Source organism: Paraburkholderia sp. GAS82 (assembly GCF_050436285.1).
Lineage (GTDB): Bacteria > Pseudomonadota > Gammaproteobacteria > Burkholderiales > Burkholderiaceae > Paraburkholderia > Paraburkholderia phenazinium_B.
The window spans coordinates 262,811-275,741 of sequence record NZ_JBNDLX010000009.1; the positions used below are offsets into that span (position 1 = coordinate 262,811).

At 62.9% G+C, this 12,931-nt stretch carries 12 protein-coding genes; 8 read left to right on the forward strand and 4 right to left on the reverse strand.

The features are described from left to right. Window positions 1–419: 419 nt before the first annotated feature. From P3T17_RS27235 to P3T17_RS27250, 4 genes are all read left to right on the forward strand, one after another. The gene (locus tag P3T17_RS27235) at window positions 420–1,118 is read left to right on the forward strand and encodes a response regulator transcription factor (RefSeq protein ID WP_074268376.1); all 699 of its coding nucleotides are present in this window, start codon (window positions 420–422) and stop codon (window positions 1,116–1,118) included. Further along, the gene (locus P3T17_RS27240; RefSeq protein WP_429409557.1) at window positions 1,115–2,539 is read left to right on the forward strand and encodes a FecR domain-containing protein; all 1,425 of its coding nucleotides are present in this window, start codon (window positions 1,115–1,117) and stop codon (window positions 2,537–2,539) included. The genes P3T17_RS27235 and P3T17_RS27240 overlap by 4 nt, the downstream gene beginning before the upstream one ends. A gap of 21 nt (window positions 2,540–2,560) precedes the next feature. Continuing rightward, complete coding sequence (locus P3T17_RS27245; protein ID WP_429409558.1) at window positions 2,561–5,014, forward strand: CHASE2 domain-containing protein; 2,454 nt, start codon at window positions 2,561–2,563, stop codon at window positions 5,012–5,014. Window positions 5,015–5,085: 71 nt separating this feature from the next. Next, window positions 5,086–5,694, forward strand: coding sequence for a DUF4136 domain-containing protein (locus P3T17_RS27250; protein WP_429409559.1), 609 nt, complete (start codon window positions 5,086–5,088; stop codon window positions 5,692–5,694). Between the two features lie 21 nt (window positions 5,695–5,715). On the opposite strand, the gene P3T17_RS27255 is transcribed toward P3T17_RS27250, so the two are convergent. From P3T17_RS27255 to P3T17_RS27265, 3 genes are all read right to left on the reverse strand, one after another. Further along, window positions 5,716–6,648: a flagellar brake protein gene (locus P3T17_RS27255; RefSeq protein WP_074268380.1), complete on the reverse strand. Its 933-nt coding sequence runs from the start codon at window positions 6,646–6,648 to the stop codon at window positions 5,716–5,718. A 263-nt stretch (window positions 6,649–6,911) separates the two neighbouring features. Next, a complete protein-coding gene (locus tag P3T17_RS27260) occupies window positions 6,912–8,393 on the reverse strand; it encodes a sodium:solute symporter family protein (RefSeq protein ID WP_074268381.1) in 1,482 nt (493 codons plus the stop codon). Further along, window positions 8,390–8,605 (reverse strand): DUF3311 domain-containing protein, encoded by a 216-nt coding sequence (locus P3T17_RS27265; protein ID WP_074268382.1) that lies wholly within the window; start codon window positions 8,603–8,605, stop codon window positions 8,390–8,392. Before P3T17_RS27265 ends, P3T17_RS27260 begins: the two co-directional genes overlap by 4 nt. 348 nt (window positions 8,606–8,953) lie before the next feature. Here P3T17_RS27265 and P3T17_RS27270 point away from each other — a divergent pair, with 348 nt between their 5' ends. The 4 genes from P3T17_RS27270 (at window position 8,954) to P3T17_RS27285 (ending at window position 11,221) form a co-directional block, all read left to right on the forward strand. Next, window positions 8,954–9,622, forward strand: coding sequence for a MarC family protein (locus P3T17_RS27270; RefSeq protein WP_074269428.1), 669 nt, complete (start codon window positions 8,954–8,956; stop codon window positions 9,620–9,622). 123 nt (window positions 9,623–9,745) lie between these two features. Then, window positions 9,746–10,000: a type II toxin-antitoxin system HicA family toxin gene (locus tag P3T17_RS27275; protein WP_429409560.1), complete on the forward strand. Its 255-nt coding sequence runs from the start codon at window positions 9,746–9,748 to the stop codon at window positions 9,998–10,000. Beyond that, window positions 9,997–10,338: a type II toxin-antitoxin system HicB family antitoxin gene (locus tag P3T17_RS27280; RefSeq protein WP_429409561.1), complete on the forward strand. Its 342-nt coding sequence runs from the start codon at window positions 9,997–9,999 to the stop codon at window positions 10,336–10,338. The genes P3T17_RS27275 and P3T17_RS27280 overlap by 4 nt, the downstream gene beginning before the upstream one ends. 49 nt (window positions 10,339–10,387) lie before the next feature. Beyond that, window positions 10,388–11,221: a class II glutamine amidotransferase gene (locus P3T17_RS27285; RefSeq protein ID WP_074268384.1), complete on the forward strand. Its 834-nt coding sequence runs from the start codon at window positions 10,388–10,390 to the stop codon at window positions 11,219–11,221. 94 nt (window positions 11,222–11,315) lie between these two features. On the opposite strand, the gene P3T17_RS27290 is transcribed toward P3T17_RS27285, so the two are convergent. After that, window positions 11,316–12,899 carry a methyl-accepting chemotaxis protein gene (locus P3T17_RS27290; RefSeq protein WP_429409562.1) on the reverse strand — a complete coding sequence of 528 codons (1,584 nt, stop codon included), beginning with the start codon at window positions 12,897–12,899 and terminating at the stop codon, window positions 11,316–11,318. Window positions 12,900–12,931 lie beyond the last annotated feature (32 nt).

Sequence of the window (12,931 nt, forward strand, 5' to 3'; positions counted from 1 at the left end):
GAATTAGCGCGAGCGAGACCTGCTGTAAGCCCGGTTATGACCCAAGGAAGTGCTTTAGGGAAGTGGAGTGACAGGCTCGAGAGCTTGAGCCGATGCCGGATGGCAGGTGGATGACATTCGGAAGGGGGTGGCGGTTTTCGATTATGATAAAAAACCCAATCACGCTTTGTGACCGGGTGAAGCGTGCGCCATTTTTGAGATATTCCCGATACCTGTTTTAAACGCAGGTTTGTGGCGCACGACTAATAATCGATAAATAGAGTTGTCGGTGGCGGAGTTCGTTGTCTCGTGCTTGACGCGCCGGGTACGCGTCTGACGCAAAAGATAACGCCGCGGTGCAGCCCCAACAGAGGCACGTGCTTTCTTGACCGATGACCGGCCATCCAGATACGAATAACGGAATTGCGTTGCGGGGTGTTATGAGAATTGCAGTCCTGGATGACGATCCGGCTCAGGCCGATCTGGTATGTCAAACGCTCTCGGCCGCTGGTCACATCTGCCACGCCTACGCCGAGGGCCGCGCGTTGGTCCGCCAGCTTCGGCGCCAGACTTTCGATCTGCTGGTGCTGGACTGGAACGTCCCCGATATGTCCGGCGAAGAAGTGCTGCGCTGGGTGCGCGAGAGCCTCTCCGAGCGTTTGCCGGTGCTGTTCATGACGAGCCGCAGCCGCGAGACCGATATCACTTCGATCCTCAACACGGGCGCGGACGACTATGTCGTGAAACCGGTGTCCTCGGGCGTCCTGCTGGCTCGCGTCGGCTCGTTGCTGCGGCGAGCGTACAAGCTCAACACTGCGGCGCTCAAGGAAACCTTCGGCGATTACGAGTTCGATCTCAGTTCCAAGCACGTGTTGGTGCGAGGCACCGCCGTGGCGGTCACGCAAAAGGAATTCGACCTTGCCCTGCTGCTATTCCAGCATCTGAGCCGGCCGCTCTCGCGTGCGCACATTCTCGATGTGATCTGGAAGCAGGCCACTGAAATCCCGTCACGCACAATGGATACCCACGTTTCGATGTTGCGCAGCAAGCTCGGCCTTAGACCGGAAAACGGCTATCGCCTGACGCCGATCTACGGCTATGGATACCGGCTTGAGCGCATCGAAAAGGGGGATGCGTGACGGTTTCTGGATTCACGCCGCCGGTGGGTCTGGCGGCTGGCAGTGCGCGCCGTGCGCTGGCGATCTTCGTGCCTTGCTTCGTCGCGGCGCTCGGGCTTTCCCCGGCACTGGCCGCGGCGCACAACAGCAAAAGCGCGTCACTTGTGACCGTGCCCTACACGACCAAGGCCGGCGACACCCTGTATGAGATAGCGGCACGTTACCTGCGCGATCCGCACGATTGGGCCGTATTGAGCCGCCTGAACAAGGTGCCGGCGCCGCGCCACATGCAGGCCGGCATCCAGTTGCAAATCCCGGCAGCATTGCTGCGCCAGGAGCAGGAAGCCGCGCGGGTGGTGGCCGTCAGCGGTCCGGTCGAACGTGCGTTTGGCGCCGGCCCGTACACGCCGCTTGCGGCCGGCACGAGTCTCGGCGAAGGCGATCGCGTGCGTACCGGCCACGATGGCTTCGCGTCGCTGGAACTGCCGGACGGCTCGCACGTGACGCTGTCGCAGGGCGCGAGGCTCGAGGTCGGCAAGCTGCGTGTGACCAGCCTGACGGGTGCCTCCGACCGGGTGCTTCTGCTGCAGCGTGGAGAGGTGGAAAGCGAAGTCACGCACGCGACGAAGAAGGACGATCGTTTCCAGATCCGTTCGCCGTCGGTGGTGGCGGGCGTGCGCGGCACGCACTTTCGGGTGAGCTACGACACCGCCCAGCAGCAGACCGCGGTGGAAGTGCTGGACGGCGCGGTCGGCGTGGATCCGGCCAGCGGGTCGGCGGCGGCACCCGCGCCGGGTGTGCCGCTGCAAGCGTCCGAGCAGCTCGTGTCGGCGCGCTTCGGCAACGTGTCCAGCGCGAGCGGTTCGATCGGCACGCCGGTCGAATTGTTGGCCGCCCCCTCGCTGACCGATCCCGGCAGGGTACAGGACGGCAAAACCGTCGCGTTCGATCTCTTGCCGGAAAATCAGGCCTCCGGCTATCGCGTGCAGATCGCCCGCGATGCGGATCTGCTCGACCTGATCCGCGATCTACCGGTGAAAGAACCGCATGCCGATTTCGGCGATCTGCCCGACGGCACTTACTTCGTGCGCATCTCCGCAGTCGATCGCAATGGCCTTGAAGGCCTGCCGCAGATCTACGCTTTCGAGCGGCGCCAGTTGGGTCTGAGCGCGTCGGCCACGCCACGCGCCGGCACCCGCGACTATACGTTCCGCTGGTTCGCGAGCCGGCCGGGCGTGGAGACCCGTTTCCGCTTCGTCCTTGGCGCCTCGCCCGATCTCCGCAGTCCGCTTGTCGACCGGACCGACCTGCCGGCCGGCGAGCTCGTGGTGACGGATCTGCCACGCGGCGTTTATTATTGGACCGTGATTGCCGAGCAGTTCGAAAACGGCCGGTTCTACGAGAAGGGCAGCTCGGTCCGGTCGTTCACGCTTGCCCGCTAGGACTCTTCTAACTCTCCGCGCATGAGCCTCGATCCGCGTGCACGACTTGGGCGGCCGGCTGGCCGACGCTTCCTGCTGGAGTGGGGCGCGATCGGCTGCCTGGGCATTGCGGTGATCCTGGCCAGCGCCTCGGGCCGCTGGACGGCAGGCATAGATCATCTCGTCTATGACCGCTTCCTGATGCTGCATAAGCAAGCAGCGCTGGCCGATATCGTCGTGGTCGAAATTGACAATGCGAGCATCGAGCGGCTTGGCCACTGGCCGTGGCCGCGCAGCGTCCACGCGAGCCTGCTGGAGCGGCTGGCCGAGGCGAAGCCGGCCGCCGTGATCTACGACGTGCTGTTCACCGAGGCCGCTGCAGACGACGCGCAACTGGCCCACGCGGTCGCCCTCAGCCCGACCTATCTGCCGGTTCTGCTCAGTCCCGAGGACAAAGACGGTGCACGGGTCGTCGTCAAACCCGTCCCGCGCCTGGCGGAAGCCGCGGCGGGACTGGGACACATCAATCTGGAAGTCGACAATGACGGCATCGTCCGCAGTGTCGCGCTGTTTGAAGGCGATGCCCACTCGCGCTGGCCGCAGTTGATGGTACCCCCTTGGCGCGCGATCAAAAGCGGTGCCATCCGGCTCGCGCAACCGGTCGAAGGGTTAGCTGGGCGGCAGGACCGCACCCGCGAACCCGTCGACGAAGCGCGCTTTCTGATCCCCTTCAGCCTGAACGCAACGAACTATTCGCATGTGTCGTTCGCCAGCGTCGTGGCAGGCGAGGTCCCGCCGGACGCGGTGCGCGGTCGTGTCGTGCTGGTAGGCGTGACCGCCTCGGGCTTATACGACCGCTTCGCGACGCCTGTCTCCGGTGATCTGGGACCGCTGCCCGGCGTCTATATCCACGCGAATATTCTGGACACGCTGCTGACCGGCCGGGCTATCGATCCAGTCCCGGCTTTTCTGCTGATCCTGGTCTCGCTGGTGCCGCTCGCCGCGCTGCTGGCGGGCTTCCTCGTGCTCTCGCCATGGCGTTCGTTGTTGCTGACGGCGGCGCTGAGCGCGGTCATCGGCTGCGGGAGTGCCGCCTTGCTATACGGCGCACGGCTGTGGGTGTCGCCGGTGCCAGCTGTGCTCGGGCTGATCGTGGTGTATCCGATCTGGAACTGGCGGCGGCTCGAAATGACCATGACGTATCTGCGCAAGGAACTGCAGCGTCTCGCAGACGAACCGCACCTGCTGCCGGAGACGCCGCCGCGCCGCCGCGAGTTCGGCGGCGACGTGCTGGAGCAGCATATGGCGTTGATGGCGCAGGCCGCCCGGCGCGTGCAGGACATGAAGCGCTTCGTCTGGGACAGCCTCGACAGCATGCCCGAGTCGATCCTCGTGAGCGACGTGCGCGGCATCGTGCTGATTGCCAACCACGCCGCGATGACGCACTTTGCTCGACTGGGAGCCCAGCCGCCGCAAGGCCGTCTGATGGGCGAGGTGCTCGGCGATCTGACGTTCGTGAAGACCATCGATGCCGGCGGCGAGGGTGACGCCGAAAACGATGCGCGGGCGCGCACACACTGGCCGGCGATCCTCGATCCGGCGCGGCGCGAATTCGCAGACCTGATGGCGCAGGGCATCGAAGTGCGCGATCAGGCCGAGCGCGACCACCTGCTGCGCTACGCGACGTGCAGCAACGAAGAAGGGGAAGTGACCGGCTGGATCGCCGGTCTGGTCGACGTTTCTGCGCTGCACGCGGCGGAGCGCCAGCGCGAGGATGCATTGCGGCTGCTGTCGCACGACATGCGCTCGCCGCAGGCCTCGATTCTCGCGCTGGTCGAGATTGAACGCGCCCGCACCGAGTCGGGCCACGTACATGAACTGCTGGAGCGCATCGCACGTTATTCGCGCCGCGCCCTGACGCTGGCCGACGACTTCGTGCAACTGGCACGCGCCGAATCGCAGGCGTATGTTCTCGAACCGGTGAGCCTGAGCGAGCTGACCATCGACGCCAGCGACGAAGTGTGGCCGCAGGCTCATGCCAAGCAGATCCAGATGGAAACCGCCGCGGAAGGCGACGACGGCTACTGGATCTGCGCCGATCGCTCGTTGATGACGCGTGCGCTTGTCAATATTATGAACAATGCCGTGAAGTACAGCCCGCCTGGGTCGCGCATCGTCTGCACGGTGGGGCCGGTCGACGGCTTGCCGCGACGCGTGCAATGCACGATCCGCGACCAGGGCTATGGCATCCCGCTTGATCAGCAGAGCCGGCTATTCCAGCGGTTCCGGCGTTTCCACGAAACCGAGCAGCCGGAGACCGGCGGCGCGGGACTCGGGATGGCTTTCGTGAAAACTGTCGTGACGCGTCACGGCGGCGAGGTGCAGGTCGAGAGCGCACCGGGCAAGGGCACCGCGTTTACGGTGTGTCTCCCGGCCTTCGACGACACGACACTCGACGCGAAGCTCGATACGCAACTCGACGCCAGGCTGCGGTAGCTAGCGTCAAGCAGACTAGCGGCCATGAAGCGCCTGACGGGCACACCGTATTCTTTTGACGAAGCGAGAAGATGATGAAAATCACGCTGATAGGTACCGTGCTAATTGCAGCAAGCCTCGCCGCCGGCCTGACGGGATGTGCCGGCGTCAACACCGACGTGCGGGCGTCGCCCTCGGCTGCGCCGCTGCAAGGCGAGCGCAGCTATGTGCTGGCACGCTCGCCGTTGCAGGACGACACACCAGATCATCGGGAATACGAAGCATTGATCCGGACCGAGCTCGGCAAATACGGCTTCGCCGATGCCACCGAACTGCACGCGCACTATATGCTGTCGATCGCTTACGACACCCGGCTTGCGGGCGTGGGCGTCGGCACGGCAGGGTGCCCGGAGGCGGACTGCAGCAGCCCAGGCCAGGCCTCGTTCTCACTGTTCGGCCACTCGTACAAACACTCGCTGACGCTGCGCTTCTTCGAGCAGACCAACGGACACGAGGTCTACAAAGTAAGCGCCAGCAGCGTGGATCACGATGCCGACCCGCAGCATGCGATTCCGTACCTCGTGAAGAGCGCGCTAGCCCAGTTTCCGTTTGCCGATCACCCGGACTGGCGCGTGAAACTGCGCGCCAACAACGGGGGCGGTACGCCCCAGGTCGTGTCGGTGAAGCCCGTGGCGCCCTGATTCGTGCGCAGTCCGCTACCGCTACTTGTTGCTGCCGTTGGTCCAATACAGGACGTCGTCCTGCCGGTCGAACACGAAGACCTTCATGGCCATCTGCTGCCCCATGTCGAGCCGGTCGAGCTCAAGGCCGTGCACGGCGGGTTCGCCGGCGACTCCCTTTTGCACGTTACGGATGATCGCCGTGGTCTCGATCGTCGTGTCGAGCTCCTTGGACTTGAGACGGAAGGCGACGCGCAAACGCTCGCCCACCGACCCTAGCGGCCAGGACGCCGTCAGCGACATGCCAAGCGCGCTGACGCCCTTCGCGAGGCCGATGCCTTCGTACGTGTTTCCAGTTTCGCCGACCCCGTAGCGCACCGGGAGGCGAGCCCGCACGCGGATCGATTTGCGCTCGCGCAGCCGGCGGATTACCCCTGGTCTGGACAGCACGACGTAGTCGAACGGCAACTGGCAGACCGCTTCGACCGTGCAGACGAAGCGGAACACCGCCTGGCTCGCGATCGCGACGATCTCCACGTTTTCGCCGACCCCCAGCGGCAGGATTTTGCCTTCGAACAGCGGCGGGGTAGCGAACAGCGACTGGTTCGGCGCGAAACCGATGATGCGGCACGGATGCATCGGCGCGGCGCTGCCCACATGCAGACGCACGCCGATCAGCGCACCGATCGTCAGATGCATGTCTTTGACCGCCAGCGGATCCGACGTGTCGGTCCTGGCGGCGCCAGCCTCGCCGGGCGATGCGTCGGCATCAGGCACGTCGCCGCGCTGCGGCTTGAAGTTGTCGAACAGGAACTTGCGTTCCTCGACGCCGACCAGGATCGCGCCGGCATCGAGCAGCAAGGTGCCGTCGCCGTCCACGATAGGCCAGTCAAGCGGCGTGCCGACCGGAACGGTGTCAAGGTTCAATGCGGCCGGCACTGCCCTGACGGGTAACTCCACGGTATCTTCGTTCATTTGGCGTTCTTAATATCGAAGTGGGTGACTAATAATAACGTCACCATTACCGGAAAGTTTAATCAATTATCGATTGCAGGTAGAAATGGCTTATGAATGGATTGATAGGAGCAGTTTGAGGAGGGAATTGGCACTGCTTGGCGCCGATTGGCGCTGTTATTGGAAACAGATAGATTCGCAGATCGCGAAGGATGTCTAACAATCAATCCAGGGAAAGCGGCCTCTATTTGCCGACACCTGCAAATAGAAGCCGCGTCGCGTGCTCAATGCACTTGCGTATGCGCCGGCTGTTGCCCGCTGGCGCGCGGCTGCGTGACCGCGCTGACCAGCACGAATACGATGATATTCAAGGCCAGTGCGACAAAACCGATATTCACGTCCTTGGCGACATCGGGCAGGAACGGGAATAACTGGCCCATGCTGAGATGCATCAGTGTCGTCACTGCCACCACCGCCACGCCGGCCAGAATTCCGCAGAACGCCCCCTGTTTGGTCGCCCGGTTATGCGGCGCGAGGCTGCACACCATGGCCGGAAACAGCTGGGTGACGAAACTGTAGCCCATCAACAGCAATGCGACGATGGTTTCGCCGCCATGCAACGTGAAAGCCACGGCGACCAGAGCGACGACAGGCACCAGAACGCGTGCAAGCTTCTTCACGGACTCGTCGGCTGCATCGCGCTTGAGCAGGCCGCGGTACACGTCATTGGCGAGCAGGGTCGAGGCCGTGTTGAGGATCATCGAGCCCGGCACCAGCGCGGTCAGCACGCCCGCGCCGCCGATGATCCCGACAAACCAGGGATCGAAGGTCTGCAACGACAACTTGAACAGCGAGAGATCGATATCGCCGCCTTTCAGGCCCGGCACTTTCAGCACGGCCGCAAAACCGACGAAGAACACGAACAGCAGGATCAGCTGATAGAGCGGCAGCACGATCGCGTTGCGGCGGAAAATGCGTTCGTCCTTGGCTGTAAATACCGAGCCGAAGGTGTGCGGCCACATGAAAAACCCAAGCGCGGTGAGCAGTACGGTCGACTGGAACCACGCCACACTCGACCCCTTGGCGGGGAAAGTGAGGAAGCCGGGTTTGGCGGCGTCGATCGTCCGGAACATATCGCTAAGGCCACCGTAGTAATGGATCGGCAGATAGATGCCGAGAAACAGCACGATCGCCAGAATCAGCGTGTCCTTGACGACCGAGTTCCACGCCGAGCCGCGCACCCCCGAGACGATCACGTAGCACGTCACCACCGCGGCACCGATCCAGACGGCGGAGGTCGACGAGATCGCGCCATACGAGGTGGTTGCGACGATGATGCCGAGTCCCTTCAGTTGCAGTACCAGATACGGAATCAGCGCAGCCACGCCGACCAGCGCGACCAGCACGCCCAAAGCCGGGCTGTCGTATTTGCGGGCGAAGAAGTGCGGCTGCGAGATCAGCCGCTGGGCTTTGGCAAAGCGCCAGATGGGCGGCAGCATCCAGTACGACAGGATGTAGGCGAGCGACCCGTAAGCGAGGATGTAATAGACCGGCGCACCCTTGCCGTAGGCGAACCCGCTGCCGCCGAGAAAGGTGAAGGTGGTGTAGATCTCACCCGCCATCAGCAGGAAAACGAACGCGGTGCCGAAACTGCGGCCGCCGACGGTCCACTGTTCGAGACTCATGTCGTGACCGCGCTTGGCACGCAGTCCGAGATACAGCGCGAATGCCGTGAAGAGGGCGATGATAACGAGAGCGCTGCTCATGATCGGGCCTCTTCGGTATCGACGGCGGTTTGACGATTGGTCGGATCAAGCCGGTAGACGATTCCCATGATGATCGAGATCAGGATCACCCACAGGACGATCCATGCAAGCACGAATGGCATGCCCAGCACGAGCGGCTCGACACGGTTGACGAACGGCACGCCGAGCAGGATGCCGATGAACGGCAGCGCGGCGAGAATGCGAAGGAACATGGGGAGCAACTCCTCGAACGGTAGGTGCGTCTGGGGAAGCCAGTCTTCCGTCCCGACTTTATGCCAGATGGCTCTGGTCCGTAAAGGTCGTCAAAAAGATGTAGGCAATTTGAAGGCTTTGAGCCGCGGCGGTCGTAACGGGAGCGGCCGGGATATGATTAGGCGTGCGACCATAGTGTGGCCATGGGTGTCTACGGCAATCGGGTTTGCCCGCATGGTCTGACCGCGTGAATAACAGAAGAACGATCTGGGCGGGGAAGCAGGTTCCGTCCAGCCAGACACAATCCGATGGCTCATCGCGTCCCGGCCGGGACCCATCTGAGCTGTCGCTCGATGCGGATCGTCAACATGGTGGAAAGTCTGATCTCGGACATTCTGTTTGGGTTTACCGGATTGATCAGCATCATCAATCCATTCGGCATTGCCTTCGTTTTCCTTGACCGGACTGCATCGCTTACCACTGAAGAACGCACCGCGCTGGCGCGCAAGATTGCCATCAACGTGATGTGCGTGCTGCTCGTCGCGTTCTTCCTCGGCACGCCTGTTCTGCATTTCTTCGGCATTTCCATGGAGGCGCTGCGCATCGGCGGTGGCTTGGCTGTCGCGGTCGCCGGCTGGAACATGCTCAATGCGCCCGATACGCCGCCGGCGGAATCCGCCGTCAAGCGGGTCGATGCGGAGAACGCCACGTCACGGGCTTTCTTCCCGTTCACGGTGCCGTTGACCACCGGGCCGGGTTCGCTCGCCACGGCTATCGCGCTGAATGCGAACCGAACCCACAAGCTGTCCGAGTTCGTGCTGTCCAGCATCGCCTCGGTCGTGATCTCGATCATCGTGGCCGTGGTCGTCTATGTCACCTATAGCCGTGCCGTCATTTTTGCCCGCTATCTTGGCGTCGAAGGCACCAAGGTGGCGATGCGGGTGTCGTCGTTTCTGCTGCTCTGCATTGGCGTGCAGATCATATTGACGGGGTTTTCGGAGTTTCTGATTCCTATTGCGCAGTTGCCGCCGAAGTAAGTGGCGGCCTGCACAGAGAACTGCTGCAGCGCTGAAAATTTGCGCGACATCAACGTGCCAGTGAGACGCAGCTTTATCGAGATACGTGGCGCGTTATGATATCACTTTATGATATCATCGACCATGAAAGCCAGGCACAAATCGACATTGCACGCGGTCTTCAAACGACCTACGCCCGGCGGCATCGTGTTCGCGGAAATTGAATCGCTGATCGTTGCGTTAGGAGGCGAAGTCAGGGAAGGCGCCGGTTCGCGGATTGCATTCGAATTGAATGGCAGTCGACGATATTTGCATCGACCGCATCCGGGCAAGGACGCGAAAAGGTATCAGGTGGAGGAAGTGCGGGAATGGTTCATCGAATTGGGAGTAACGCCATGATGAATGCAATGACCTATAAGGGTTATCTGGGCAAGGTCGGATTCGATCCAGCCGACAACATTTTTGTTGGACATGTGCTCGGTGTGTCGGACCGCATCACTTTCCACGGCGAAACAGTAGCCGGGTTGACGGCTGACTTTCGCAAAGCAGTCGATCACTACCTGGACGATTGTGAGAAGACCGGGCGGGAACCTCAAAAGGCCGCGTCGGGCAAACTCATGCTCCGCATCCGCCCCGAGGTCCATGCCGCAGTCAGTGTCGCCGCCGCGGCAGCTGGTAAAAGTATTAGTCAATGGGCCGACGAGGTGTTGGACCAGGCTTCGCACGCGTTCGGGTAAGCCAACCGCGTAGGTCCCGATATCCCGAATCAACCCGAGGAGGTCCCACATGTGTCGCTGGCTGGCCTACACCGGCAATCCCGTCCAACTCGAGACGGTTCTGTTCCGCGCCAAACATTCGCTGATCGATCAAAGCCTGCATTCGCGCCTTGGCAAAACCACCACCAATGGTGACGGCTTCGGCATCGGCTGGTACGGGCGTCCTACGGACATCCCGTTCCGCTACCGCTGTATGCAGCCCGCCTGGAGCGACCGCAACCTGCGCGAAGCCGCTCGCGCGATCCACTCGCCGCTTTTTGTCGCGCATATTCGCGCAGCCACCGACACCCCCGCGCAGGAAACCAACTGCCACCCGTTTCGCCACGGACGCTGGCTATTCATGCACAACGGCCTCGTGCGCAATTACCCGTTGGTGCGGCGCGAACTGATGCTGGCGATCAAGCCGGAACTGTTCCCGTCGATCGAAGGTTCGACCGACTCTGAAGTGCTGTTCTATCTCGCGCTGACCTTCGGCCTGGAATTGACGCCGGTCACCGCGCTGGAGCGGATGGTCGCTTTTGTGGAGGCCACCGGCCACAAGAACGGCGTCGAACACCCGCTGAACATGACGGTCTGCGCGACCGATGGCGAGCAGATCATCGCAGTACGTTATTCGAGCGAGCGCGATTCGCGCACGTTGTTTCACAGCACGTCGTTCCACCACCTGCATGAACTGTATCCGCACGATGCACGTATCGCCGCGGCCGGCGACGATGCGTTTCTGGTGTTGTCCGAGCCGCTGGTGGATCTGCCCGGCTGGTGGGAGGAGATTCCGGAGCGTACGGCGGTGGTGGCGCGTGGCGGCCAGATCGAACAATACGACTTCAACCCGCACCTGGGATGAGGCGGGCTAAGGCGGGCTTACGTGGGGGGCGCCGGGTCAACCTTCGGGCGCGGGCGCGGCCACGCGCTCAGCTTCAAGACATAGCGCCACAGCTTCAATGCTGGACCGCTGAGCCATGCGAAGTTTCCCCCACGTCGAACGCCGCCACGGCCGCTTGCAACTGCCGCGCCTGATCCTCGAACGACAGTGCCGCCGCAGCCGCCTGCTCGACGAGCGCGGCGTTCTGTTGCGTCACGTTGTCCATCTGCGTGACGGCCACGTTGATCTGTTCGATGCCCTCGCTCTGCTGCGCCACCGCCAAGGCGATCTCCTGCACGATGCTGGTCACACGCGCCATGGCGTCCTGCGCTTCCTGAATCGTCGCACCGGTCCGCTCGACCAGCTCGGCGCCCGAGCCCACCTTGCCCACGGCGTTCTGGATCAATCCGCGAATTTCCTTGGCAGCACTCGCGCTGCGCTGCGCCAGATTGCGCACTTCACCCGCCACCACCGCGAAGCCGCGGCCTTCCTCACCGGCCCTTGCGGCTTCGACGGCGGCGTTCAACGCGAGGATATTCGTCTGAAAGGCGATGCCTTCGATCACCGCGATGATGTCGACCATCTTCTGCGATTCGCTGGAAATGTCGCGCATGGTGGCGACCGCCTCGACCACCATCGCGCCGCCGCGGTCGGTGACCTGCGCGGCGTTGGTTGCGAGCTGGCTCGCGCTGCGGGCGTTCTCCGCAGTCTGGTGCACCATCGAGGTCATTTCTTCCAGGCTCGACGCGGTCTGCTGTAGCGCAGCCGCCTGGCTCTCGGTGCGCGCCGAGAGGTCCGCATTGCCGCTGGCAATCTGGCGAGCGGTGACAGCCACGTTGTCGGCGACGCCGCGAATCTCGCCGATGGTGCGTTTCAACGCATCACGCATGCGCCGGATGGTCTGCATCAGGCTATCGGTGTCGTTCCTGCGCGTGCGGATGCCGATGGCGAGGTTGCCCGAGGCGATCGCTTCTGTGATGTCGGCGGCGTAGTGCGGATCGCCGCCAATGGTGCGTTCGATGCTGCGGTTGATAAGCGCGACCAGCAACGCCAGCAGCACGGCGAGCACGAGGAACACGCCGCCCGCTGCGTACAGGGAATTATGGAACGCAGCGGCGATATCGTCTGTGTAAGCGCCGGTGGCGATAATCCAGTCCCAAGGCGCATAACGTACGACGTAGCCCAGCTTGTCGACCGCCGTGGCCGGCGTGATATGCGGCCGGGGAAACACGTAGTCGACGAAGCCGCCTTGCGGGGCCTGCGCGGTCGAGGCGAAAGCGACATAGTGGTGGCGGCCGTCGGCGTCGGCGACGCCGCTCAGATCCTTGCCGTCCATCGCCGGCTTCATCGGATGCATCACCATCTGCGGCCGCGAATTGATGACGAGGAAGTAGCCATCCTCGCCGTAGCGGATGTCGCGCAGCCGGGCGAGCGCCTGCTGGCGAGCCTGATCCTCGGTGAGGGTGCCGGCCTGCGCAAGCGCTGCGTACTCCTCGACAATCGACAGGCCTATATGCGCGACGTTGACCAGATCGTGTTTGCGCTCGTCGATTCGCGTCTGATAGGACAGCCAGGCAGCGGAGATCGACACCAGCAGCAGGGCGGTCAGGCTGACGAGAAGCGGTAGCCAGAGTTTCTGCTTGAATCCGAGCTTGCGCATGCACACTCCGTGAGGTGCTTGTTGTCCAGGGC